Consider the following 21524-nt stretch of genomic DNA (forward strand, 5'->3'; position numbering starts at 1 on the left):
TTTTGATGGGACGAGGGGCGGAATGTGAAGGGAGCAAAAATTTGAAGCCAGCCATTTTCGCCATCGCGCTTGCGCTGATGAGCCCGATCGCCGTTTCGCCCGCCGCGGCGCAACAGGCCGCCGCCGGGGCCGCCACGCCAGCGCAGCAGAAGGCCGCGGGCGCGTTCATCGACAATCTGGCGAATCAGGCCTTCGCGGTGCTGCAGGACAAGAGCCTGACCCGGGCCGAAGGCCGCGCCAAGTTCCGCGCGCTTCTGCGCGCCAATTTCGATGTCGATGGAACCGGGCTGCGCCTGATTCGCTCCTATCGCGCGCCGAACAGCCCCATCAAGCTGACCGACGCGCAGATCGAGGCCTATCGCGCCGCGCTGCCGGACTTCGTGGTGAACACCTATTCCGATCGCCTCTACGATTTCGCCACCGCCAAGGTCTCGGTGGTGCGGACGGTGCCGCGCGGCAACCGGGGTGACGTCGATGTCTACACCCGGATCACCGACCCCAAGGGCGGCAAGCCGATCGACGCCATCTGGCAGGTGAAGGCGGGCGCCAAGCCCCTGGTTTCCAACATCACCGTGAACGGCGTGAACGTGGCGCTGACCCAGGAAGCCGACTTCAAGGCCTATATCGAGAAGAACGGTTTCGACGCGCTTGTGGACTTCATGAAGCGGACGAAATAGCCTGCCGGCCATGGCGGGGAACAGCGAACTCGATCTCGATGCGGCGGCCTTCGTCCATCCCAGCGCCTTGCTCTATGGCAGGGTGCGGATGGGGGAGGGCAGTTCCATCTGGTGCAACGCCGTCGTCCGCTCCGAAGCGGCGCATGTGGAGATCGGCGACTACAGCAACGTCCAGGATTTCGTGATGATCCACACCGATCCCGGCCGGCCGGTGGTCATCGGTTCGCATTGTTCCATCACCCATCACGCCACGATCCATGGCAGCAGCATCGGCAACAATGTGCTGATCGGAATCAACGCCACCATCTATGGCGGCAGCCACATCGGCGACAATTCGATCGTCGGCCAGCATGCCTATGTGAAGGACGGCACCATCGTGCCGCCCAATTCCATTGTCGTCGGCTCTCCGGCGAAGGTGATCCGCATGGCGAACAACTGGGTCGCCAACCGGATGAACGCCTTGATATACCATCGGAATGCACTGGCCTATGCCCATGGCGACCATCGCGCCTGGGAGGGGCCGGATTTCGATGCATGGCTGCAACGCACATTGACGGCCTTGACCGGGGAATATCGCAAGCTAGAGGCCGCCGCATGAGCAAATTGCATCTTGTCTTCGGTGGCCGGGTCACCGACCCGCGCGGCCTCGATTTCGAAGACCCCACCGCCCTCGATATCGTGGGCATTTTTCCCGACTATTCAGCAGCCGAGTCCGCCTGGCGCGGCGCGGCGCAGCGGACGGTGGACGATGCGCAGATGAAATATGTGGTGGTGCACCTGCACCGCCTGCTGGAACCGGACGCCTGATCCAGCTTTCAGCTAAGCCGGGCGGCTTCTTCTCCGGCAACCTGCCGGCGGCGGTGGTCGCTGAACTTCTCGCCATCCTTCCGCTCGGTGCGGTGGCCGTTCACTTTCCAGGGCTTGCACAGCTTGCAACCGGCTCGGCGGTTACGGGCACGTCCGCGTTTGTGATTCATGATGCTCTCCGTTTCGCCGGCCGCCTTATGTAAGCGGTGCGGGCGAGAAGGGAAGAGGGCGGAACATAAAAGCTTTGTGCCGGACGGGCTTGCAGCCTCCCCGCATCCGGATCAGCGGCCCTTCCAGACCGGCGCGCGCTTTTCCAGGAAGGCGACCGGCCCTTCCTTCGCATCTTCCGAACCGAACACCAGCGCCGATGCCCTGCTGGAGATCTTCCAAAGCTCCTCCTCGGGCAGGTCGAAGCTCTGGCGCGAGACTTTCAGCGATTCGCGCACGGAAAGCGGTGCATTGACGCTGATCGCCTTGGCGAGCGCTATGGCTTCGTTCAGCACCTTGTCGGCCGTGGTCAGCCGGTTGACGAGGCCGAGGGCATAGGCGCGCGGCGCCTCGATCGGGTCGCCGGTCGCCACCAGTTCAAAGGCGATGGCGGCTGGCAGGCGGCGGGTGAGGCGGAAAACGCCGCCGGCGCCGGCGAAGAGCCCCCGCTTCACTTCCGGCAGGCCGAATCGGCTGTTGTCGGAAGCGACGATCATGTCGCACGACAGGGCCAGCTCGCAGCCGCCGGCGAGGGCGGGGGCTGCGACGGCGGCGATCCACGGCTTTTCGCGCCTGGCGCGAGTCAGGCCGCCGAATCCGCCATCGGGCGTGGCCAGCGTATGCCCGCGCCCCTTGGAGATTTCGGAAAGGTCGGCGCCGGCGGAGAAGGCTCCGTCCGAAGTGGAGGCGAGGATCACCGCGCGGATCTCCGGATCGCGCTCCGTTTCCGTCACGATCCAGCCCAGCGCGGAAGCGACGTCGCCGTTCACGGCGTTGCGCTTTTCGGGCCGGTTCAGGCGGATGAGGCCGATATGGCCTTCCACCACTTCATAGAGAACCTCGCGCCCGACGGATTCCGGTTTCTCGCGCATTCCTATTCTCCGATTGCGGGGCCAGATGAAAGCGGTTCGCTGCCCGGAGGATAGGCGCCGAGCGCATGGCCGGGCACCTCGCAAAGCTGGGGGGCCGGCTGTCCGCTTCGCCGGCGCGGAACCCGACTTCGGTCTTGGGCCCCAGGCTCGCCTTGCGTCAGGCTGTCGCCGGCGTCAGCGGATTCGCGGCCGTGAGCGTGAGGGCGATCTTGCCGACATGGCCGCCCGATTCCATCAGACGGTGCGCGTCGTCCGCCTGCTCCAGCGGGAATTCCCTGAACAAATGGGATTTCAGCGTCCCGTCGGCGAACAGCGGCCAGATCTCCCGCTTCAGCGCTTCGGCGATGGCGCTCTTCTCGGCGACATCGCGCGGCCGCAGCAGCGAGCCGGTGACGTGCAGGCGCTTGCGCATCAGGAAGGCGACATCCAGCTCCAGCCGGTTGCCCTTCAGGAAAGCGATCGAGACATGCCGCCCGCCGTCGCGAAGGGAGGCGAGGTTGCGCGGGAAATACTCCCCGCCGACCATGTCGAGGACGATGTCCACCCCGCGCCCGTCGGTCAGGTCGCGGACGATGGGGGCGAAGTCGCCATCATTGTAGTTGATCGCATGATCGGCGCCGAGGTCGAGCGCCGCCCTGCATTTGGCGTCCGTGCCGCTGGTGACGATGATCTTCAGCCCGCGCACCCGCGCATAGTCGATGGCGGTGGTGCCGATTCCCGAAGTGCCGCCGTGCACCAGCAGCCATTCCCCTTCCTGCGCCTGCGCGAGGTCCGTCAGGTTGGCCCAGACGGTGAACCATGTCTCCGGCAGGGTCGCGGCTTCGGCGAATCGCATGCCAGGCGGAACGGGCAGGCATTGCCCCGTGGGCGCGGCCACATAGTCGGCATAGGCGCCGCCGGCGACCAGCGCCGTCACCGGATCGCCTATCGCGAAGCCCTCCACGCCTTCGCCCAGCGCCACCACTTCGCCGGCGGCTTCCAGCCCGAGGATGGTGGAAGCGCCTTCGGGGATCGGATAGCGGCCCATGCGCTGCAGCACGTCCGGCCGGTTGACTCCGGCGGCATGCACCCGGATCAGCACTTCGCCTGCGCCGGGTTCGGGCACCGGGCGTTCGGAAACGACGAGAACGTCGGGGCCGCCGGGCTGGGCGGGGTCTATGGCGCGCATGTGCGAGGGAATCGTCATGGCGCAACCGTTGCTGCGACCGCCGCGAAAGTGCAAGACGCGCAATTGTGAAGTGGCGAATTTGACGCCGGCACCGGCAAGGCAAGGAGGCGGATATGGACCCGGACGAGTTTCTGTCGAAACGGCCGCAAAGCCCGCTGGCGCAGCTGCTGCGTGAGGATCTGGACCCGCTGAGCGTCGACGAACTGGCGGAGCGCATCGCCCTGCTGAAGGCCGAGATCGAGCGCACGGAGGCGAAGCGCCAGTCGGCCACGGCCTTCCGCTCCGCAGCGGACAGCCTGTTCCGCAAGTGAGCCTGCTTCGGCGTCTGGTGGGGCGCGACCTTTCGGCGATGGCGGCAAGCCCGGGGGAATGGCTGATGCCGCTGGCCTTCTTCCTGCTGGTGGCGATGCTGCTGCCGTTCGCCATCGGCCCGGAACCACGGCTGTTGGCGCGGCTGGCGCCGGGCATCCTCTGGGTCGGGGCGCTGCTGGCCAGCCTGATGCCGGTTTCCACCCTGTTCGCCCGCGATTCGGCGGATGGAACGCTGGACCAGCTGCTGGTGCGCGGCGTCGCGGCCGAGACATTGGCCCTGGCGCGGATGCTGGCGCTGTGGCTGGGATTCGGCGCGCCGCTCCTGCTCGCCGCGCCGCTGGCGGCGCTGTTGCTGGGGATGGAGAGCGACGTTCTTCTCCGCCTGCTCCCCGGTCTCGCGGCCGGCGCGCTCGGCCTGTCGGCGCTGGCGGTGGTGGCGGCTTCCGTCACTCTGGGCGCGCGCGGCGGCGGCGGGCTGGTGGCGCTTCTCACCATTCCGCTTGCCATTCCGCTGCTTTTGTTCGGAAGCCGGCCGATGGAAGCCGGTGCGCTTGGACTGGCGATCGCGGCGGCGCTGGTGCTGGCGGCCATCGCTCCATTCGCGGCCGGCGCGGCGCTCCGGGCGTCGCGAAGCTGAAAGGTGCGACGACCCGAACATTGTTGAAGCCGGAAAAGCCGTGCTAGGGGCTGGCGCAACCATGGCTGCAACCGACTTCCACGCGCTGGCGAATCCGCTCCGCTTCCAGCGATTTGCGACGATCGCAACGCCCTGGCTCGTGCTCGCGGGCCTGGGATTCCTGGCTGTGGGCCTGTTCATCGGTCTTTTCGTGGCGCCGCCCGACTATCTGCAGGGCGAAGTGGTCCGCATCCTTTACATCCATGTGCCGTCGGCCTGGTTCGCGCTGGGCGGCTATCTGGGCATGGCGCTTTCGGCGCTGGCGGCGCGCGTCTGGCGGCATCCGCTGGCCGATCTTTCCGTCCGGGCGATCGCGCCGGTCGGCGCCCTGTTCGCCTTCCTCTGCCTCGTCACCGGCTCCATCTGGGGGCGGCCGACCTGGGGCACCTGGTGGGTGTGGGACGGGCGGCTGACCTCCATGCTGGTGCTGTTTCTACTCTATCTGGGGGTGATCGCCCTCATCCATCTGCACGAGGACAAGGCGAAGGGCCTGAAGATGGCGGGATATCTCGCCATCGTCGGCACCATCAACCTGCCGATCATCAAGTTCAGCGTGGAATGGTGGAACACGCTGCACCAGCCGGCCTCGATCCGCATTTCCGGCAGCTCGATCCACCCGGAGATGCTGACGCCGCTCCTGCTGTCGGCCATGGGTTTCCTGCTGCTGTTCGCGGGGATCGTGCTGATCCGCATGCGGGCGCTGATCGCCGAGCAGCGGCTGGAAGCGCGCGCGCTGCGCCGGGCAGCCCGGGCGGGATGATGGCGGGATGAGCATGGCGCACACCCCCTTTCTGGTCGCGGCCTATGCGATCACGCTTATCGGCATATTGGGCCTGCTCGGCTGGTCGTGGCGGCGGATGCGGCGCGCGGAGCGAGCGCTGGACAAGGAACGCTGATGGCCGTCGCCCGCCCGAGGAAGCAGCAGCGACTTGTGCTGGCGCTGGTGGCTCTGGCCGTGCTGGCGGCCGCCGGCGTCATCGCCATGTTCGCGCTGGAGGACACGGCCGCCTATTTCCGCGCGCCCGCCGACATAGAAGCGAATCCGCCAGCCCCGGGCGAGACGTTCCGGCTGGGCGGGCTGGTGAAGCCCGGTTCCGTCGGCCGCTCGGACGACGGGCTGACGCTGCTCTTCACCGTGACCGACATGAAAGCGGAAACGTCCGCCTCCTATCGCGGACTGGTGCCCGACCTGTTCCGGGAAGGGCAGGGGGTGATCGCCACCGGCAGGCTCGATGCGAGCGGGCATTTCGAGGCCGAGCAGCTTCTCGCCAAGCATGACGAGAATTACATGCCGCCCGAAGTCGCCAAGGCGCTGGAAGGCACCGGGCACCCCATGGACAAGACGGCGGCGAAGGGCGGATGATCCCGGAGATCGGCCATTTCGCGCTGTGGCTGGCGGCGGCCGCCGCCTTGCTGCAGGCCGTGGCGCCGACGGTCGGCCTGTGGCGGAACGATGCGGGGCTTCAGCGGCTCGCGGTTCCGGCCGCCGTCGCGCAGGGGCTGTTCACGGCGCTGGCGTTTGCGGCGCTCACTTGGGCGTTCGTGGTTTCGGATTTCTCGGTGAAGCTGGTGGCCGCCAACAGCCACAGCATGAAGCCGGACATGTATCGCTTCACCGGCGTCTGGGCGAATCATGAAGGCTCGCTGCTGTTGTGGGTGCTGGTGATGGCGCTGGCCGGGCTGGCCATCGCCTTCACGCCCGCCACCCTCGGCAGCCGCTTCCGGGACCGGGTGCTGTCGGTGCAGGGGCTGGTGGCGCTGGGCTTCTTCGCCTTCCTGCTGTTGGCCTCCAACCCGTTCGAACGTCTGTCGCCGGCGCCCACGGAAGGGCAGGGGCTGAACCCGCTGCTGCAGGATCCGGGCCTCGCCTTCCATCCGCCTCTGCTCTACGCCGGCTATGTCGGCCTGTCGGTCGCCTTCGCCTTCGCCGTCGGCGGGATGCTGGAAAACCGCGTCGGCCCGGCCTGGGCGCGGGCCACGCGGCCGTGGGTGCTAGGCGCCTGGGCGCTGCTGACGCTTGGAATCGCCCTCGGCAGCTACTGGGCCTATTATGAACTGGGCTGGGGCGGCTGGTGGTTCTGGGATCCGGTCGAGAATGCGGCGCTGATGCCCTGGCTCGCCGCCACGGCGCTGCTGCATTCGCTGGTGGTGGTGATGAAGCGCGATGCGCTGCGCGCATGGACTCTGCTGCTGGCGGTCGCGGCTTTCTCGCTCTCGATGATGGGCACCTTCATCGTCCGTTCCGGGCTGCTGACTTCGGTGCATGCCTTCGCGGTCGATCCGGCGCGCGGGCTGTTCCTGGTGGTGCTGATGGCGCTCTACATCGGTGGAGCGCTCACCATCTACGCGCTGGCGGCCGGGCGCGTGGCCGAAGGGCGGCAGTTCCATCTGGTCAGCCGGGAATCGGTGCTGGTCGCCAACAATCTGCTGATTTCCGCCATATTGGGCGTTGTGTTCCTGGGCACACTCTATCCCATGGCGCTGGAAGCGGCGACCGGCACGCAGATATCCGTCGGCCCGCCCTATTTCAACCGCACCACCTTGCCCTTGCTGCTGGCGATGACGGCGCTGATGGCGGTGGGGCCCTTCCTCGGCTGGAAGCGCAGCGGCACCGGGCATCTGGCGGCAAGGCTGCTGCCGGCCGGGGCGGCGGCGGCAGTGTTCGTGCTGGTGGCCGCGTGGCCCTTCGGCGTGCGCGGCGTGGGCTGGCTGCTGGGCTTTGGTGCGGCGGCCTGGCTTGGGGCCGCCAGCCTTTCGATGCTGTTGCGCAAGGGGGTGACGCTGGCCATTGCCGGAATGGCGCTGGCGCATCTGGGCGTCGCCATTTCCATTTTGGGGGCGACGGCTTCCGGCGCGCTGCAGCGCGAGGCGCTGGTGGCGCTGAGGGTCGGCGATGCGGTGGAACTGGGGCCGTGGCGCGCCGAACTGCTGGACGTGCGCCCGGTCGCCGGCCCGAACTGGACGGCGATCGAGGCGCAACTGGAAGTGAAGCGCGAAGGCCACCGGGGGGCGGTTCTGAAGCCGCAGTCGCGCATGTTCGTGGCGCCGGCGCAGGAAACGACCGAATCCGGCCGCGCCGGCTGGCGCACGGGGGAGCTTTACGCGGTGCTCGGCAAGCCGGACGGCAGCGGGCGCTGGCAGGTGCATCTGTGGGTGAAGCCGATGGTGCGGCTGATCTGGTGGGGCGGGCTGCTGATGGCCTTTGGCGGTCTGCTGGCGCTGGGCGGCAAGCTGCGCGCCTTCGCGCCGCACAAATGGCGGCGGCAACTCGCGCGGCCGGCGCAGGGGGCCGCATGAACCGTCGCCTGATCCTGCTGTTGCCGCTGCTGCTGTTCGCTGGGCTGCTGATCTTCATGGCCGGCAATCTGGGCAAGCCGCAGGAAGCGGTGGTGCGCAGCCATATGGTGGGAAAGCCGGTTGCGGATTTCGCGCTGGAGGGTGTGGCGGGCGCGCCGGGGCTCGCGGCGTCGGACCTGGCTTCGGGCAAGCCGGTTCTGGTCAATATCTTCGCAAGCTGGTGCCTGCCCTGCGCGGTCGAGGCGCCGCAATTGCAGGCCCTGAAGGACAAGGGCGCCACCCTCCACGGCATCGCCGTGCGCGACACGCCGGAGAAGGTCGCGGCTTTCCTCGCCCGCCATGGCAATCCGTTCCAGCGGATCGGCAATGACGATGGCGGGCGGATGCTGATCGCCTTCGGGGCTTCGGGCGTGCCGGAAACCTATGTCGTGGATGGCGAGGGCATCATCCGCCACCAGCATCTGGGCGAAATCCGCCCCGAGCATGTGCCGGAATTGCTGGCCGAGCTGGAGAAGGCCAGGTGAGGGCGGCTGCCATCGCCTTTTTGCTGCTGCTGGGCGGCCCGGCGGCTGCCGAACCGCCGCCGCCGCCAGACGTGCCGCTTGCCGATCCGGGGCTGGAGGCGAAGGCGCGCGGGGTGATGGCGGAATTGCGCTGCCTCACCTGCCAGAACCAGTCGATCGCCGATTCCAACGCCGGGCAGGCGCAGGCCATGCGGGCGGAAGTGCGCGAGCGGATCGCGGCCGGCGAACAGCCCGGGGATGTGCGGGATTTCTTCGTGGAGCGCTATGGCGACTGGGTGAGCTTCGTTCCGCCCGCCCGGCAGGATACGGCGCTGCTCTGGCTGGCCCCCCTCCTGTTCCTGGGCGTTGGAGTGGCGCTCGTCTGGCGGAGGATTCGCCGATGAACCGGCAGCCGCTCCTGGCCATCTCGCTGGCGCTGGGCGTGGGCGTCGCCGGCTATGCGCTGACGGGAAGCCCGGCCATCCCCTCTGCCCCCGCGCCCGAGCGGGTGGTGAATCCGCGCCTGACGCCGGAGGCCGAGCAGGCGTCCAGGGAACTGCTGGAGAATTTCGGCGACGTGCGCGCCTGGCTGACGCTTTCCGATGCGCTCATCCGCGCGGGGCGCACCGAAACGGCGGTGGCGGCGCTGCAATCGGCGCTGGAGGCGATTCCCGGCAACGCCGATCTCTGGGTGCAGATGGGAATCGCGCTAGTCGCCCATGCCAATGGCGAAGTGGTGCCGGCCGCAAGGCTGGCGTTCGATCGCGCCAGCCGGCTTTCGCCCGACCATCCGGCGCCGAGCTATTTCCTGGGCCTTGCCTGGTTGCAGGCGGGTGAAGTGGATGAGGCGCTTGCCACCTGGCAAGCGCTCAGGGAGCGCAGCACCGAGGATGCCCCCTGGCTTTCCATGCTGGACGAGAAGATCGCCGCCGGGGAAAAGATGAAGGCGATGATGGAAATGGGGACCACGCCAGCGGGCTGACGGCGCCGGATTGCAGGCCTTCCCAAAGCCTGCTAGCGGCCCGCCAGATCAGGCGCCTTTCAGGGGGCGCGTGGAGCCAGAACCTATGACAGCTCGCCGATGAGCAACACAGCCGACCAGGCGGAAAGCCATGGCCATGGCCACGGAGAAGACAGCCTAGGCAAGCTGATGCTTGGCGCGTTGGGAGTCGTCTTCGGCGACATCGGCACCTCGCCACTCTATGCGCTGCGCGAAACCTTCGCCGGCCACCATCCGCTTCCAGTCGATGCCCCGCATGTGTTCGGGATCATCAGCCTCGTCTTCTGGACGATGATGCTGGTGGTGACGCTGAAATATGTGGGCTTCGTGCTGCGGGCCGACAACAGGGGAGAGGGGGGCACCATCGCCCTTCAGGCGCTGCTGATGCGCCACGGCCATGGCCGGCGCTGGGCGCCCTGGGTGGTGGGGCTGGGCATCCTCGCCACCTCGCTCTTCTTCGGAGAGAGCATCATCACCCCGGCGATCTCGGTCCTGTCCGCGGTGGAGGGGCTGACGATCGTGGAGGCCAGGATGCAGCCGCTGGTGATTCCGCTGGCGATCGGAATCATCGTCGGGCTGTTCCTGATCCAGGCTTATGGAACCGCCCGGGTAGGGGCCTTGTTCGGACCGATCACGCTGCTTTATTTCCTGACGCTGGCGGTGCTCGGGGCGCTGAGCGTCGCCGACAACCCGCAGATCCTGCACGCGCTTTCGCCGCATCACGCCATCAACTTCTTCCGCGCGGACGGCGTGCTGGCTTTCCTGGCGCTTTCCTCCGTCGTCCTTGCGGTGACCGGGGCGGAGGCGCTTTACGCCGACATGGGGCATTTCGGGCGCAACCCCATCCGGCTCGGCTGGCTGTGGGTGGTGATGCCGGCCTTGATGCTGAACTATCTGGGGCAGGGCGCGCTGCTGATCGCCGACCCGTCGGCCATCCGCAACCCCTTCTTCCTGCTGGCGCCGGACGAATTGCGTCTGCCGCTGGTCATATTGGCGACCTGCGCCACGGTGATCGCTTCGCAGGCGGTGATTTCGGGGGCCTTCTCCATCACCCGGCAGGCGGTGCAACTGGGCTATCTGCCGCGCCTCAGGATCCTGCACACCTCGGCGCGCACGGAAGGGCAGATCTACATCCCCTTCATCAACTGGACCTTGCTGGTGCTGGTGATCCTGCTGGTGCTGGGCTTCGAAACCTCGTCCAACCTCGCGGGCGCCTATGGGATTTCGGTCACGGCGACGATGCTCATCACCACCTGCATGATGGCTGTCCTCGCCATGCATGTCTGGAAATGGAACCGCTGGCTGACGGCGGCGGCCATCGGCGCATATCTCGTCATCGACGGGGCCTATTTCATCGCCAATCTCACCAAGATCCCCGACGGCGGCTGGTTTCCGCTGCTCGTCGGCCTCGTCGCCTTCACCATGCTGACGACCTGGGCGCGCGGCCGCTGGCTGATGAACCAGCGGCTGACGGAATCGGCGATGCCGATGGAGATCTTCATCAAGTCGGCCACCCGCGCCGCGACCAGGGTGCCAGGCACGGCGGTCTTCATGACCTCCACCCCGCAGGGCGTGCCGCACGCGCTTCTGCACAATCTGAAGCACAACAAGGTGCTGCACGACCGTATCCTGATCCTGACCGTGCTGATCGACGAGGTGCCCTTCGTCGATCTGGAGGACAGGATCGAGGTCGTCGATCTCGGCGGGAATTTCTATCGCATGCTGCTGCGCTATGGCTTCATGCAGCAGCCGGACGTGCCCGCGGCGCTGAAGCTGGTGGAGAATTGCGGGCCGCAGATCCGCATGATGGACACCAGCTTCTTCCTGGCGCGGCAGACGCTGCTGCCTTCCGAGCGCCCGGGCATGGCCATCTGGCGGGAAAAGCTGTTCGCCTGGATGCTCCGCAACGCGGAAAGCGCGATGGAATTCTTCAAGCTGCCGACCAACCGCGTGGTCGAACTGGGATCGCAGGTCGAGATCTAGGTTGAGAACTCGAACAAGTAATTGATCTGTTTTCCGTTATCCCGGGCTTGACACGGGATCCCGCTTCTTTCCCACGCTGGCGGGAAAGCTGGACCCCGGGTCAAGCCCGGGGTGACGAAGGGAATATGAGCCCCCCCCAAGGCAAAGGCCAGGCCCTGCCGCCGCGGGGAAGGCCTTCGCAAGGGAATAGGCGCAAGAAAAGAGGCCGCAGTCTTTCGACTGCGGCCCCCTTTGCCGAATTCCAATCAGCGCAAAGGCTTACTTGGCGATTTCGGCGGCCTTGTCGGCAACGGCGCCGGCAGCGGCTTCGGTGGCCGCAGCAGCGTCGGCGGTCGCGGCGGCAGCGGCGTCCACGGCGGTCGCGGCAGCGTCGGTCGTGGCGACGGCAGCGCCGTCCACGGCGGCAGCGGCGGTGTCGGCAGCGGCGTCGGCGGTCAGGGCAGCGGCGTCGGCGGTGGCTTCAGCGGCGGCGGCGGTGTCGGCCGCGGCATCGGCGGTGGCGTCGGCAGGCTGCTTCTGGCCACAGGCGGCGACCAGCGCGAGGCTCGCGACAGCGGCGAGCGACAGAATCTTGTTCATTTAGACCTCCATTGTCGGGCACGATTGCCCAAATATTGCAGGCCTTGGGGTGAGACCTTGCGGCTGCAAGCTCTATCCTGACAATGTGTTTGTGAGACACCCCGCAGGATCCGAAGCCCCGCGCCATTGCAATAGGCGTGAAACAATTTCAAGCCCTTTTGTGGACAATGGGTGCACTGCAACCGGCGAACCGTTTCGCAGGCCTTGGCGCGGACCAGGCAAGAGGGCAGAAGGGGGCATGCACCTTCCCGATTTTCCGTTGCGCCTTGGTACAAGGGCTTCTCCGCTGGCGCTCGCCCAGTCAAGGCTCGTCTGCGCGGCGCTTGAGGCGCGCCATGGTTTCGCGCCCGATCGGATCCGGATCGTGCCGGTGGAAACCACCGGCGACAGGGTGCAGGATAGGCCATTGGCGGAGATCGGCGGAAAAGCGCTTTGGACCAAGGAATTGGACCGTGCGCTTCTGAGCGGCGAAGTCGATTTCGCCGTGCACTCGATGAAGGATGTGGAAACCGCGCTGCCCCCGGGAATAGCCTTGGCGGGGGTGCTGGAACGCGCGGACCCCCGCGACCGGCTGGTGGGGGCGGAAAGCCTCGAGCAGATCGCGCAAGGGGCGCTGGTGGGAACCTCCAGCCCGCGCCGTGCGGCGCAGTTGCTGAACCGCCGCCCCGATCTTCGGGTGACGAGCCTGCGCGGCAATGTCGACACGCGACTCCGGCAGATTGCCGAAGGAAAGCTGGCCGCCACCTTCCTCGCGGCGGCGGGACTCGAGCGCCTGGGGAAAGCGGTTGGAACGGCCCTGCCGCTGGAGCAATGGCTTCCCGCCGCATCCCAGGGCATTGTCGGAATCACTTGCCGGGCCGACGATGGCGCGACCCGGGACCTGTTCGAAGCGGTCACCCATGGCCCCAGCCTGACGAGCCTGCTGGCGGAGCGCGCGGTGCTGGAAGGGCTGGGGGGAAGCTGCAGCACGGCGGTCGCCGTTCATGCCATGGCTGGCGCGAAGATACGGTTGACCGCGCAACTGTTCAGCCCCGACGGCCGTGAGCGGGTCGAGGCCAGTGCGTTTGCGGAAGGGGACCCGCGCGATTTGGGGCTGGCATTGGCGCAAGACCTGCTGTCGCGCGCCACGCCCGCCATCCGCGCTTCGCTTTCCCCGGTTTCGCGTTGAAGAAGCCGCGCCTGCTGCTGACGAGGCCGGCCGATGAATCCGGGCGGGGGGCGGAATCGGCCCGGGCCGCCGGCTTCGATCCGGTCTGCGCCCCTTTGCTGGCAATCGAAAGATTGGATTTTCGCCTGCCGGACGGGAAGGCCGATGCCATATTGTTCACCAGCCCGCGCGCGCCGCAGGAACTGGCGCGGCATGCGCCCGAAACACTGGCCCTGCCGGCCTATTGTGTCGGCCCGCGCACCGCGCAGGCGGCGGCACGGGCCGGATTCGCGGTGGAAGGGCAGGGCGAAAGCGACGGCAACGCCATCCTGCGCCATATGGCGGGGCGAGGCTGCCGCGACATTCTGCACCCGCGGGGAGAGAACCACATCGAACTGCAGATACCCGAGGGACTTTCGCTGTTGGGAGTGGCGGTCTACCGCGCTAAAGCCTTGCCGCTGCCTCCGGAGATAGTGCAGGCACTGCAGAAAGGAGACATGCTGGCAACGCTGCTCTTTTCGCCGCGCACTGCCCGTATCTTCCGTGAACTGGTGGAAAGCGCCGATATCCGGCGTGAAAGCCTGGCGCTGGTGGCGCTGAGCCATAATGTCGCCGAGTCCGCCGGGCCGGGGTGGCAGGCCGTGGAAGTTGCGGCAAGGCCGACATTGGAGGAAGCCTTGGCGGCGGCCCGGCGGCTGTGGCAAGGCAAGGCCCATGGCTGATCCCGGTTCCAATCCCTTTTCGCATCCGGGCCCCTCGGACGAAGCGGATCGAATGAACCTTCCTCCGGAGCACCCGGCCCGCCCGCCTGAACCGGCCCGCCGGAACATCTGGCCCTGGGTGACGGCAGGCATTCTGGCCAGCCTGCTGATCGGCATGATCGGCAGCCCCTGGTTCGAAGCGAAAGTGCGCCGCAACCTTCCCGAAGCGATTCAGCCGGCGGCCTCCGCCGACGTGCGGGGGCTGGAGGCGCGGCTGGCGGACATGGAGCTTCGTCTCGCCTCACCGGCGCCTTCGGGTGGCGCCGATGAAGACGCGGATGCCATCGCGCGAATCTCGGCGCTCGAAACGGCAGCGCAGGCCCGCGAGCAGGCCGGCCTTGAAGCGACGGATCGGCTGAACCAGCTGGCGGTGGAACTCCAGCGTATGAACGAGGAACTGTCGTCCGGCGACGAGCGGATTCGCGACCTGTTCCTGCTTTCGGTCATGCGCCGGATGCTGGAGGCGGGGCGGCCGCTGAACCCGATCGAGGATATGGTATCGGCCCGCTTCCGTGAGAAGGACGGCGGGGCCGTCGAGACCCTGGCGGCATGGTCGCGTGAGCCGCAAACGCGCGAGACGCTGGCAAAGCGTCTGCCGGAGCTTGCGCGCGTCGGCCGCGAAGCGGATGCGCAGCAGGCCGGTGGCTGGTGGGAGCGGCTGAAGCTGGGCTTCTCCCGGATGGTGACGGTTCGACGGCCGGCCGGAGAGGATCGGCCGGGCCAGGCCGAAGTCGTGCAGGCCGCGGCCGAAGCGCTGCGGGCAGGCGATCTGGGGCTGGCGATTTCCGAAATGCAGGCGGGCCGGCAAACGGCGGAGACACGGCAGTGGATTCGCGATGCGGAGCTGCTGCTGGCAGCCGAGTCGGGGCTTGACCGGCTGGACTCGCAGGCGCTTTCGGCCGCGATCGCCACGGCCCGGGCGGATGCGCCGGCTGAAACGGCGCGACCACTCAACGCGCCCGAGGCGGCTGGCAGCTGACTTTGGCTCGGGTCGCGCGGTGCGGGTTGCGGCCGTCACATTTCAGCGGCTATGCCGCAGCGCAGAATCAACAGGCAGGACGATTGCACCATGCGCGTTGCGATGATCGGGTCGGGGTATGTGGGTCTGGTGTCGGGCGCCTGCTTCGCGGATTTCGGGCATCAGGTTGTTTGCGTCGACAAGGATCCGGGCAAGATCGAGCGGCTGAAGGCCAATATCATGCCGATCTACGAGCCGGGGCTGGATGACCTCGTCGCCTCCAATGTGAAGGCCGGCCGGCTGAGCTTCACCACGGATCTCGCCGAAGGCATGAAAGACGCGGAGGCGATCTTCATCGCCGTGGGAACGCCGTCGCGCCGGGGCGACGGCCATGCCGATCTCAGCTATGTCTATGCGGCGGCGCAGGAAATCGCCGCCAATCTGAAGGAATTCGCGGTTGTCGTCACCAAGTCGACGGTGCCGGTCGGCACCGGAGACGAGGTGGAGCGGCTGGTCCGCGAAGCCAATCCGCAGGCCGAATTCGGTGTCGCCTCCAACCCGGAATTCCTGCGCGAAGGCGCCGCCATCGGCGATTTCAAGCGCCCGGACCGGATCGTCATCGGTGTGGAGGATGAAAGGTCCCGCCGGGTGCTGGAGGAGCTTTACCGGCCCCTCTACCTGAATCAGGCGCCCATCATGGTGACGAGCCGGCGCACGGCCGAGCTCACCAAATATGCCGCCAACGCCTTTCTGGCGACGAAGATCAGCTTCATCAACGAAATGGCCGATCTTTGCGAAAAGGTCGGGGCCAATGTGCAGGATGTGGCCCGCGGCATCGGGCTGGACAACCGGATCGGCTCGAAGTTCCTGAACGCCGGCCCAGGCTATGGCGGAAGCTGCTTCCCGAAGGACACGCTGGCGCTCATCAAGACGGCGCAGGACTATGACGCCCCGGTTCGGATCGTGGAAACGGTTGCGCATGTGAACGAGCAGCGCAAACGCGCCATGGGCCGCAAGGTGATCGCGACGATGGGCGGCGACGCGCGCGGAAAGCGCGTGGGCGTGCTGGGCCTGACCTTCAAGCCCAACACCGACGACATGCGGGACAGCCCGGCGATCGCCATCATCCAGACGCTGCAGGACGCGGGCGCCGAAATCCACGCCTATGATCCGGAAGGGGTGGAGCAGGCGAAGCTGGTGCTGCAGAACGTGCATTATGAAGCGGACCCTTACGCCGCGATCGAAGGCGCCGACGCCATGATCCTGGTGACCGAATGGGACGCTTTCCGGGCGATGGATCTTGGCCGGGTGAAATCGCTGCTGAAGGTGCCGGTGGTGGTGGACATGCGCAACATCTACCGCCCGGAGGAAATGGAGCGGCACGGGCTGACCTATGTTGGCGTAGGCCGCTGAAGGGAAAGGCATCTGGTGCCGACAGGCGGAGGGGATTGTGCCCGTCTGCCTGTTGCCACCGGCAAGGGAGGCCACTATAGCCGCCTTCCTGCCGCAGCGCTCGGAGTCGTGGGTGAGTGGCTGAAACCAGCAGTTTGCTAAACTGCCGTACTGGGTAACCGGTACCGAGGGTTCGAATCCCTCCGACTCCGCCATTTCATTGTAAAAACAAGCACTTACCTACGGGGCCTCGCGCAAAGCGGGTGGGTCTTACATTTCGCTGAAATGGCTCGTGTAAGAGCGGTGTAAGAGTTGCGGGGTGAATCGGCGGTTGGTCCCGGTTAGATTGTCGGTCCTCCACAAAGCGCTCATGGCGCTCTACACTGCGGCAACAGCAGCAAGGAGCCACCAGTGCAGACCATCGATTACCTCAAGACATTGGGTTTCAACGACGACGAGCAAATCTCAGGCGAGTCTAGGGATAGCTGGTTGACCACGACCCCTAAGATGGTCGGTGTGAATGAAGTAGAGTCCCGCGTGGAGCGCTTGAACCAGACTTGGGGCTTTGCCAACGCTACGGTGCGCGGTCTCAGCAACAAGTATCGGAAGCTCTGGAATGGGGCGATCACCGAGCTGCGGGACTACAAGGGCACGCTTTACGTGACGTGGAGGGACGAGTTGAGCCGTGTGATGTTCGAAGGTGTGATCCTCGGCGCATGGGAAGCTCAAGGTGAGCACATGCACTCACACGCTCTGGCTGACCCCTCATAGCAACGCCCCACACCTAGGGTGCAGGGCGTTGGCAGCGTCAGGGCCGAAGGTAGCGACCCCCGCTGCTGGCTCCGATGTTGTTGGCGGAGGGGTCGGTGGCCTTAACCCTCCGCACGGCGTCAAAATGCAACCGCCGTGCTAACTGAACTTCCTGATGGCTCCGGCTGACGGTCCCGCTCGCGCCATGCTACCAGCCATGCAGGCACAGCGTCAGCTTGCATATGCCCGATCCCATGTGCCGTCCGTCTCCCAACTGCGCAGCGCAGCAACGACCGCCACCATATCGGTGGCGTCCAGTTTCCCGGCTTCAATGTCGGGCAGCACATGCTCCTCAACCCATGTGTCGAACGATCCATAGAGCAGCACGAACGGCGAAGGCTTGGGCAACCGCGCCTTCTCCATCTTCGCCAGCCGCTTGTGGAGCGCCCGCAACGCCATCGGTCAGCTAAGTCCCAGCCGTTGGCGCAGGTTGTCGGGTTGGGCGGCTGCTGGCGCTGCTGTGGTCACCACAGGCTCGGGCACGTCGACAGCGAACGGCATATCGTCCGCCAGCGGCTCAACCTTGCGCGTGCGCTCCCATGCCACTGCCAGCGTGGGCGCAACTGCCACGGCATGGGCAAAGCGCAGTTCAGCGTCCAGCTTCCGTTCGTGCATGACCGCGAAGTGGCGGTCCACGAGCGCGGCCCGAATCTCCGTCTGCTGCTCCGTCTCGATGCGAATGCGCTCGTCCTTCGATATATCAGCTTTCACGGCATCACTCCCAATTCGCGCATCAGGCGCAGGGCTTCGTCGCGCTCCTGCGCGTCGTTTGACTCCGCCAGTCCGACAAGGAACTTCAGGTAGGGCAGGAAGCGGCGGGGGCTGTTGCGGATGTCGTCGTAGTTCCACGTCTGCACGCGAAGGGGTTTTGCCATCATGTCGGCAATGCCTGCTGCCCACGCCACTGCATCGGCATACCGGTCGATGTGCCAATGCGGCAGTTCAATGAAGCGGAAACGGTGCTCGTCCACCGGCCCTTGCAGCACCACCTGAACGAATATGGCATCCGGTTGCGGGTCGTCGGTGTAGACGATGTTCCGTTTGGTTTTGATGATGATCATCGTCCCCTATCCCATCAATCTTGCGGTGAGCTGGGGCAGCCGGCCCCTTTTCAAGCAAAGTGCAAAAAAATTCATTTTGCGCTCACCCGATTCTCGAGGTCCGCAATCCTGGCTTCGAGTTGCTCGCTGTTGCGAATGTTGCTCAGGCTGCTGATCCCATCGACGATCTGCTTCGCCACGTCGGCTGAAACATTGCCTTCGGCTACCGACATCAGCACGGCTTCCACCTGTGCGCTGACCGGTTGGGAGGTGTCGAAACCCTCGATCCGCACCTTCTCCGACTGCGCTTTAACGGTCGGCAGAATGCGGCTGAGAATGAGCGCCCCGCACCCGGCATCGCCTTCAAGCGCCTTGCCGATAATGGCGTCCACGATGGAATCGGCGTCGTCGAGCATTCGCTGGACGAGCTTCGCCTTTCGATCGGTAATACCGCGCGGGCGCCCGGCCGGGTTTGGACTGGGCATTCCCGGATACCAGTTCGGGTTGCCCTCGGACCGAACCGGCTTCTCGGGCTTCGCCGCAGGCTCCCAGCCTTCCATCCAAGGGGGTGGTTGAACTTCCGTCATTGGTGTGCCTCCGATTGATAGATCACGTTCGGATCAGGCTTTGGGCAGGGTCATTGCCTTGGAGGCCGCCGCTTTTTTATTCCTGATGTGTTCTATTTTGCGCGCGTTCGGCCCGACTGCCTTTTCCACTTCCTTGAAGATCAGTCCGGCATTACGGTCGAGCAGTTCCAGTCCGGCTTTGGCGACCTTCAGCCGCTTCTCCTGCAATGGATGATGGTGGGCGTGGAACATGCGCGTGAGCACCTGCTGCATCTCAGGCGTCAGTCCCGAGAGGTAGGCGGGCGCGCCCAACACCGCCGAGGCACTGCGCGTGTCACCGTCAAGGATAGCCTTCCGCACGAAGTCCATGCGCTCGCCGGTATCCAGCCCCTTGCAGAAGCTCCGTATCTCGCCCGACAAGACGCCGTGCGTCTGCCCCTCAAGCGGTGCCGAGAACTCGCGTTCAATGCCCTCCACGACGCTTTCAAGGTTCTTGCGCGCGCTGTCGAACTTCGGGGCGACGACGGCAATCACCTTGGAACCAAAGTCCGCCGTTTGCAGAAGCTGCGCCGCTTCCGTCAGCGTGGGGTCTTCCTTCGCAGCCTGCGCGGCATCGTGCAGTTGTCCGAAGTGACGATAGGCTTCGGCAAAGGCGGCTCTCACCCCCGCAAGGATAGAAGAGGTTTCTTCGTCGTAGCCCTCAACATTGTTCACAATATCGGGATGAAGTGAACCGGAAACGCGATGGTCGATATTATCAGACATGACGGGCTATACTTTCGGATGAAAGATACATTGCCCTTACACGGTAACGGTTTCGCTTGTGGGTCCGCAATAGTTATTGTGCATAAACAATCGCTTAGGTCAGTTCAGGCGCCTTCGAACGGCAAACTGCATATTTGCCTGCCGGGGATTTGGGCTGTTTGCACCTAATCGGCCAGGATAATCTTTCGTTCCATCTCCACCGCAGTCCTAATGTCTGGATAAACGGTGGAAGCAGACTGAACTCGGCCATCGGGGTGCAATATCAGTCGATCAGCATTTCCAGATTCCACACCATCAACACCGATTGAGTAAGTGGTGCCGCTTGATGTGACCGCCCAGCCAATAATCGGCCAAAGCACAATCTCGCTCATCGATTTTGCTTCCTCGTCCACGCCCACCACATATGTCCCGGGATTGGCGGGCATGACGTGAGCAACGTGTTCGTCGGTAAGCCGATCGACAACGTATCTCGGCACGGCGGGGAATAGTTCGTCGGCCGTTTGGATTATCCCGTCTCCGTTCTGCTGGTAAGAAATGGACTTAATGTCTCCGACCGCAATCCACTTATTGCCAACCTGCACAAACATCCGACGCCTCCGCTTGGGTGAGCTACATGTTATGTCCGAAGGGCGGGCCGAGGGAAAGCGCGCAAACGGTGCGGGCAGCGTGCATACCTGCTCTGTGGGGAAACTGGGGAGGGTGGGGGCAGTGGTGGCTAAGTGAATGTATTTGTTCACTGCCCCCAGTTTCCCCAGTTTGCATACCCCCCCCCCCCACTTTCCCCACCTTACATGCAGTTATGCAGGGCTAGCCTTAAGTCGGCACATCCACGCACCGTTAAAGTTCTGTTTGTCCAAATAGTCTTTGCTGTGCTTGTTCCACCAGCTTTCCGAAACGACCTTTTCTCCCACCATGGCCATTTGGACGTAAGTGACGGGCTGCCATTCGTTGTCCGGGTGCCGTTTGAACAACTCCGTAAGCTGAATGCTGAATGCTGGATTGTAATGGCTCTTTGGTCCACGGGACCGGCCTACCGAGGTGCTGGGGGTAAGCGCCTTGTCCAGTTCATCCCATTGCGGGCGCGTGGCGTAGATGGGCTGGCCACTTCGGGGGTCGGTCCCCACCTCAACCCGCTCGGTGCAGAATTTCCATGCGCCGCCCGGGTGCTCGGGAAGATTCGTCTTCACCTGCATGAGAACCTTCTCATTGGGGTCTGGCTCATAGTCTTCGGTGGCCGGTCGTTCAAAAACCGCACACAGGCTGCGGCAAGTTTGAACGAATGCCGTTGAACCTAAAACCCGATGCAGCATGTTCCTCGAAGTGTCTTTGCCGAAATGGGTGACGCAAACGATTGCAATGTTGAACTTCTGCGCCAGCCCAAGCCACGGTTCGAGCACCGTGCGCAGTTGTCCAGCGTCGTTGAGGTCCACCTTGCGAAGCTTTTGCCCCGGAAGGTAGCTGGTGACGGGGTCGATGACGAGCATGGCGAAGGGCTGCTTCTCAATATCCCGGGCGTAGGCAAGCCATTCAGCAACCTGTTCAATGTCGTCCTGCATTGAGAAGGTATTGCGCTTCCCGTTCTGCATTGAGCCCTGAATTTCAACTACGTTCGCCAAGTTGGCGCCGCAGGCCGTTAGCCTCGGAGCCGTCATTTCCTCGACACTGTCTTCACTGCCGAGCCAAAGGACGCGCTCGGGTCGGCGCCAATCCCCCGGAATGCCCCTTGGGCCTGGCCAAGGGGCGCCTGTCGTAATTCTCGCGACTATGTCGGCAAGTATGGTGGACTTTCCCGCCCCCGACTCGCCCGCAAGGATGGTGATGTATCCTTTCGGAATCCACCCGGTCCAAAGCCATTCAATCGCTCGCATAGCAACGCCCATGAGAGAACGGCCTATAAGCTTTCGTCCTGCTGGAGCTTCATTGGGAACGGCATCAGGCTGGGCAGTGACCTGCTCCCCATTTTCAGGCCGCTGATAAGTTAGCTTTGGTGTCCTTATGCCCTTG

Annotated in this window: 29 protein-coding genes and 1 tRNA gene; 19 read left to right on the forward strand and 11 right to left on the reverse strand. The window is 65.1% G+C overall.

Translation table 11 applies throughout. The features are described 5' to 3' along the window. Window positions 1–41: 41 nt before the first annotated feature. Genes L6Q21_RS10140 through L6Q21_RS10150 form a run of 3 tightly spaced genes read left to right on the forward strand, consistent with a single transcriptional unit; the run spans window position 42 to window position 1484 of the window. Window positions 42–677 (forward strand): MlaC/ttg2D family ABC transporter substrate-binding protein, encoded by a 636-nt coding sequence (locus L6Q21_RS10140; protein ID WP_237830625.1) that lies wholly within the window; start codon window positions 42–44, stop codon window positions 675–677. 10 nt (window positions 678–687) lie between these two features. Then, window positions 688–1275, forward strand: a complete 588-nt coding sequence (locus L6Q21_RS10145) for a gamma carbonic anhydrase family protein (protein WP_237830626.1) — start codon at window positions 688–690, stop codon at window positions 1273–1275. Then, window positions 1272–1484: a DUF4170 domain-containing protein gene (locus L6Q21_RS10150; protein ID WP_237830627.1), complete on the forward strand. Its 213-nt coding sequence runs from the start codon at window positions 1272–1274 to the stop codon at window positions 1482–1484. The genes L6Q21_RS10145 and L6Q21_RS10150 overlap by 4 nt, the downstream gene beginning before the upstream one ends. Window positions 1485–1492: 8 nt before the next feature. On the opposite strand, the gene L6Q21_RS10155 is transcribed toward L6Q21_RS10150, so the two are convergent. The 3 genes from L6Q21_RS10155 to L6Q21_RS10165 all read right to left on the reverse strand — a co-directional run bounded on the left by L6Q21_RS10155 (window position 1493) and on the right by L6Q21_RS10165 (window position 3749). Next, window positions 1493–1654 carry a hypothetical protein gene (locus tag L6Q21_RS10155; protein WP_237830628.1) on the reverse strand — a complete coding sequence of 54 codons (162 nt, stop codon included), beginning with the start codon at window positions 1652–1654 and terminating at the stop codon, window positions 1493–1495. A 111-nt stretch (window positions 1655–1765) separates the two neighbouring features. Beyond that, window positions 1766–2563, reverse strand: a complete 798-nt coding sequence (locus L6Q21_RS10160; protein ID WP_237830629.1) for an enoyl-CoA hydratase-related protein — start codon at window positions 2561–2563, stop codon at window positions 1766–1768. A 157-nt stretch (window positions 2564–2720) separates the two neighbouring features. Further along, window positions 2721–3749, reverse strand: a complete 1029-nt coding sequence (locus L6Q21_RS10165) for an NAD(P)H-quinone oxidoreductase (protein WP_237830630.1) — start codon at window positions 3747–3749, stop codon at window positions 2721–2723. A gap of 95 nt (window positions 3750–3844) precedes the next feature. On the opposite strand from L6Q21_RS10165, the gene L6Q21_RS10170 reads away from it, so the two are divergent. The 10 genes from L6Q21_RS10170 to L6Q21_RS10215 all read left to right on the forward strand — a co-directional run bounded on the left by L6Q21_RS10170 (window position 3845) and on the right by L6Q21_RS10215 (window position 11502). After that, window positions 3845–4042 (forward strand): DUF1192 domain-containing protein, encoded by a 198-nt coding sequence (locus L6Q21_RS10170; protein ID WP_237830631.1) that lies wholly within the window; start codon window positions 3845–3847, stop codon window positions 4040–4042. Beyond that, on the forward strand, window positions 4039–4680 hold the full coding sequence (locus tag L6Q21_RS10175; RefSeq protein ID WP_237830632.1) for a heme exporter protein CcmB: 642 nt from the start codon (window positions 4039–4041) through the stop codon (window positions 4678–4680). The genes L6Q21_RS10170 and L6Q21_RS10175 overlap by 4 nt, the downstream gene beginning before the upstream one ends. A 61-nt stretch (window positions 4681–4741) precedes the next feature. After that, window positions 4742–5479 carry a heme ABC transporter permease gene (locus L6Q21_RS10180; RefSeq protein ID WP_237830633.1) on the forward strand — a complete coding sequence of 246 codons (738 nt, stop codon included), beginning with the start codon at window positions 4742–4744 and terminating at the stop codon, window positions 5477–5479. Between the two features lie 7 nt (window positions 5480–5486). Continuing rightward, window positions 5487–5615: a heme exporter protein CcmD gene (gene ccmD, locus L6Q21_RS10185; protein WP_237830634.1), complete on the forward strand. Its 129-nt coding sequence runs from the start codon at window positions 5487–5489 to the stop codon at window positions 5613–5615. After that, window positions 5615–6082 (forward strand): cytochrome c maturation protein CcmE, encoded by a 468-nt coding sequence (ccmE, locus tag L6Q21_RS10190; protein ID WP_237830635.1) that lies wholly within the window; start codon window positions 5615–5617, stop codon window positions 6080–6082. The genes ccmD and ccmE overlap by 1 nt, the downstream gene beginning before the upstream one ends. Next, a complete protein-coding gene (locus tag L6Q21_RS10195) occupies window positions 6079–8016 on the forward strand; it encodes a heme lyase CcmF/NrfE family subunit (protein WP_237830636.1) in 1938 nt (645 codons plus the stop codon). The genes ccmE and L6Q21_RS10195 overlap by 4 nt, the downstream gene beginning before the upstream one ends. Beyond that, window positions 8013–8540, forward strand: a complete 528-nt coding sequence (locus L6Q21_RS10200) for a redoxin domain-containing protein (RefSeq protein ID WP_237830637.1) — start codon at window positions 8013–8015, stop codon at window positions 8538–8540. The genes L6Q21_RS10195 and L6Q21_RS10200 overlap by 4 nt, the downstream gene beginning before the upstream one ends. After that, a complete protein-coding gene (locus L6Q21_RS10205; protein WP_237830638.1) occupies window positions 8537–8923 on the forward strand; it encodes a cytochrome c-type biogenesis protein in 387 nt (128 codons plus the stop codon). The genes L6Q21_RS10200 and L6Q21_RS10205 overlap by 4 nt, the downstream gene beginning before the upstream one ends. After that, a complete protein-coding gene (locus L6Q21_RS10210; RefSeq protein WP_237830639.1) occupies window positions 8920–9501 on the forward strand; it encodes a tetratricopeptide repeat protein in 582 nt (193 codons plus the stop codon). The genes L6Q21_RS10205 and L6Q21_RS10210 overlap by 4 nt, the downstream gene beginning before the upstream one ends. A 99-nt stretch (window positions 9502–9600) precedes the next feature. After that, complete coding sequence (locus tag L6Q21_RS10215; RefSeq protein WP_237830640.1) at window positions 9601–11502, forward strand: potassium transporter Kup; 1902 nt, start codon at window positions 9601–9603, stop codon at window positions 11500–11502. A gap of 258 nt (window positions 11503–11760) precedes the next feature. Here L6Q21_RS10215 and L6Q21_RS10220 read toward each other — a convergent pair whose 3' ends face one another. Further along, window positions 11761–12081, reverse strand: a complete 321-nt coding sequence (locus tag L6Q21_RS10220; RefSeq protein ID WP_237830641.1) for a hypothetical protein — start codon at window positions 12079–12081, stop codon at window positions 11761–11763. A gap of 238 nt (window positions 12082–12319) precedes the next feature. Between L6Q21_RS10220 and hemC the strand changes: the two genes are divergently transcribed. From hemC to L6Q21_RS10250, 6 genes are all read left to right on the forward strand, one after another. Beyond that, window positions 12320–13249, forward strand: coding sequence for a hydroxymethylbilane synthase (gene hemC / locus L6Q21_RS10225; protein ID WP_237830642.1), 930 nt, complete (start codon window positions 12320–12322; stop codon window positions 13247–13249). Continuing rightward, window positions 13246–13950 carry a uroporphyrinogen-III synthase gene (locus L6Q21_RS10230; protein WP_237830643.1) on the forward strand — a complete coding sequence of 235 codons (705 nt, stop codon included), beginning with the start codon at window positions 13246–13248 and terminating at the stop codon, window positions 13948–13950. The genes hemC and L6Q21_RS10230 overlap by 4 nt, the downstream gene beginning before the upstream one ends. Window positions 13951–14002: 52 nt before the next feature. Beyond that, window positions 14003–14968, forward strand: coding sequence for a hypothetical protein (locus tag L6Q21_RS10235; protein ID WP_237830644.1), 966 nt, complete (start codon window positions 14003–14005; stop codon window positions 14966–14968). A gap of 90 nt (window positions 14969–15058) precedes the next feature. After that, entirely contained in the window at window positions 15059–16360 is a 1302-nt protein-coding gene (locus L6Q21_RS10240) for a UDP-glucose dehydrogenase family protein (protein WP_237830645.1), read from the forward strand. 102 nt (window positions 16361–16462) lie between these two features. Next, a tRNA-Ser gene (locus L6Q21_RS10245) sits at window positions 16463–16554 on the forward strand. Window positions 16555–16750: 196 nt separating this feature from the next. Further along, window positions 16751–17110 carry a hypothetical protein gene (locus L6Q21_RS10250; protein ID WP_237830646.1) on the forward strand — a complete coding sequence of 120 codons (360 nt, stop codon included), beginning with the start codon at window positions 16751–16753 and terminating at the stop codon, window positions 17108–17110. A gap of 210 nt (window positions 17111–17320) precedes the next feature. On the opposite strand, the gene L6Q21_RS10255 is transcribed toward L6Q21_RS10250, so the two are convergent. From L6Q21_RS10255 to L6Q21_RS10285, 7 genes are all read right to left on the reverse strand, one after another. Then, a complete protein-coding gene (locus L6Q21_RS10255) occupies window positions 17321–17548 on the reverse strand; it encodes a hypothetical protein (RefSeq protein ID WP_237830647.1) in 228 nt (75 codons plus the stop codon). A gap of 3 nt (window positions 17549–17551) precedes the next feature. Then, window positions 17552–17860 (reverse strand): hypothetical protein, encoded by a 309-nt coding sequence (locus L6Q21_RS10260; RefSeq protein WP_237830648.1) that lies wholly within the window; start codon window positions 17858–17860, stop codon window positions 17552–17554. Continuing rightward, window positions 17857–18210, reverse strand: coding sequence for a hypothetical protein (locus L6Q21_RS10265; protein WP_237830649.1), 354 nt, complete (start codon window positions 18208–18210; stop codon window positions 17857–17859). Before L6Q21_RS10265 ends, L6Q21_RS10260 begins: the two co-directional genes overlap by 4 nt. 71 nt (window positions 18211–18281) lie before the next feature. Further along, window positions 18282–18776 carry a hypothetical protein gene (locus L6Q21_RS10270; RefSeq protein ID WP_237830650.1) on the reverse strand — a complete coding sequence of 165 codons (495 nt, stop codon included), beginning with the start codon at window positions 18774–18776 and terminating at the stop codon, window positions 18282–18284. 33 nt (window positions 18777–18809) lie between these two features. Continuing rightward, a complete protein-coding gene (locus L6Q21_RS10275; RefSeq protein WP_237830651.1) occupies window positions 18810–19520 on the reverse strand; it encodes a hypothetical protein in 711 nt (236 codons plus the stop codon). A gap of 164 nt (window positions 19521–19684) precedes the next feature. Further along, the gene (locus L6Q21_RS10280) at window positions 19685–20107 is read right to left on the reverse strand and encodes a hypothetical protein (protein WP_237830652.1); all 423 of its coding nucleotides are present in this window, start codon (window positions 20105–20107) and stop codon (window positions 19685–19687) included. 210 nt (window positions 20108–20317) lie between these two features. Next, window positions 20318–21524: AAA family ATPase (locus tag L6Q21_RS10285; RefSeq protein WP_237830653.1), on the reverse strand; the 1207-nt coding region annotated here is incomplete at its 5' end.

Source organism: Sandaracinobacteroides sayramensis (assembly GCF_022014495.1).
Classification (GTDB): Bacteria; Pseudomonadota; Alphaproteobacteria; order Sphingomonadales; family Sphingomonadaceae; genus Sandaracinobacteroides; species Sandaracinobacteroides sayramense.

Excerpts from the sequence above, each read along its gene's own strand:
- L6Q21_RS10145 (WP_237830626.1), top strand. The coding sequence starts at position 688 with ATGGCGGGGAACAGCGAACTCGATCTCGATGCGGCGGCCTTCGTCCAT.
- L6Q21_RS10150 (WP_237830627.1), top strand. The coding sequence starts at position 1,272 with ATGAGCAAATTGCATCTTGTCTTCGGTGGCCGGGTCACCGACCCGCGC.
- L6Q21_RS10155 (WP_237830628.1), bottom strand. The coding sequence starts at position 1,654 with ATGAATCACAAACGCGGACGTGCCCGTAACCGCCGAGCCGGTTGCAAG.
- L6Q21_RS10160 (WP_237830629.1), bottom strand. The coding sequence starts at position 2,563 with ATGCGCGAGAAACCGGAATCCGTCGGGCGCGAGGTTCTCTATGAAGTG.
- L6Q21_RS10165 (WP_237830630.1), bottom strand. The coding sequence starts at position 3,749 with ATGACGATTCCCTCGCACATGCGCGCCATAGACCCCGCCCAGCCCGGC.
- L6Q21_RS10170 (WP_237830631.1), top strand. The coding sequence starts at position 3,845 with ATGGACCCGGACGAGTTTCTGTCGAAACGGCCGCAAAGCCCGCTGGCG.
- L6Q21_RS10180 (WP_237830633.1), top strand. The coding sequence starts at position 4,742 with ATGGCTGCAACCGACTTCCACGCGCTGGCGAATCCGCTCCGCTTCCAG.
- ccmD (WP_237830634.1), top strand. The coding sequence starts at position 5,487 with ATGAGCATGGCGCACACCCCCTTTCTGGTCGCGGCCTATGCGATCACG.
- ccmE (WP_237830635.1), top strand. The coding sequence starts at position 5,615 with ATGGCCGTCGCCCGCCCGAGGAAGCAGCAGCGACTTGTGCTGGCGCTG.
- L6Q21_RS10195 (WP_237830636.1), top strand. The coding sequence starts at position 6,079 with ATGATCCCGGAGATCGGCCATTTCGCGCTGTGGCTGGCGGCGGCCGCC.
- L6Q21_RS10200 (WP_237830637.1), top strand. The coding sequence starts at position 8,013 with ATGAACCGTCGCCTGATCCTGCTGTTGCCGCTGCTGCTGTTCGCTGGG.
- L6Q21_RS10210 (WP_237830639.1), top strand. The coding sequence starts at position 8,920 with ATGAACCGGCAGCCGCTCCTGGCCATCTCGCTGGCGCTGGGCGTGGGC.
- L6Q21_RS10215 (WP_237830640.1), top strand. The coding sequence starts at position 9,601 with ATGAGCAACACAGCCGACCAGGCGGAAAGCCATGGCCATGGCCACGGA.
- L6Q21_RS10220 (WP_237830641.1), bottom strand. The coding sequence starts at position 12,081 with ATGAACAAGATTCTGTCGCTCGCCGCTGTCGCGAGCCTCGCGCTGGTC.
- hemC (WP_237830642.1), top strand. The coding sequence starts at position 12,320 with ATGCACCTTCCCGATTTTCCGTTGCGCCTTGGTACAAGGGCTTCTCCG.
- L6Q21_RS10235 (WP_237830644.1), top strand. The coding sequence starts at position 14,003 with ATGAACCTTCCTCCGGAGCACCCGGCCCGCCCGCCTGAACCGGCCCGC.
- L6Q21_RS10240 (WP_237830645.1), top strand. The coding sequence starts at position 15,059 with ATGCGCGTTGCGATGATCGGGTCGGGGTATGTGGGTCTGGTGTCGGGC.
- L6Q21_RS10255 (WP_237830647.1), bottom strand. The coding sequence starts at position 17,548 with ATGGCGTTGCGGGCGCTCCACAAGCGGCTGGCGAAGATGGAGAAGGCG.
- L6Q21_RS10265 (WP_237830649.1), bottom strand. The coding sequence starts at position 18,210 with ATGATCATCATCAAAACCAAACGGAACATCGTCTACACCGACGACCCG.
- L6Q21_RS10270 (WP_237830650.1), bottom strand. The coding sequence starts at position 18,776 with ATGACGGAAGTTCAACCACCCCCTTGGATGGAAGGCTGGGAGCCTGCG.
- L6Q21_RS10275 (WP_237830651.1), bottom strand. The coding sequence starts at position 19,520 with ATGTCTGATAATATCGACCATCGCGTTTCCGGTTCACTTCATCCCGAT.
- L6Q21_RS10280 (WP_237830652.1), bottom strand. The coding sequence starts at position 20,107 with ATGTTTGTGCAGGTTGGCAATAAGTGGATTGCGGTCGGAGACATTAAG.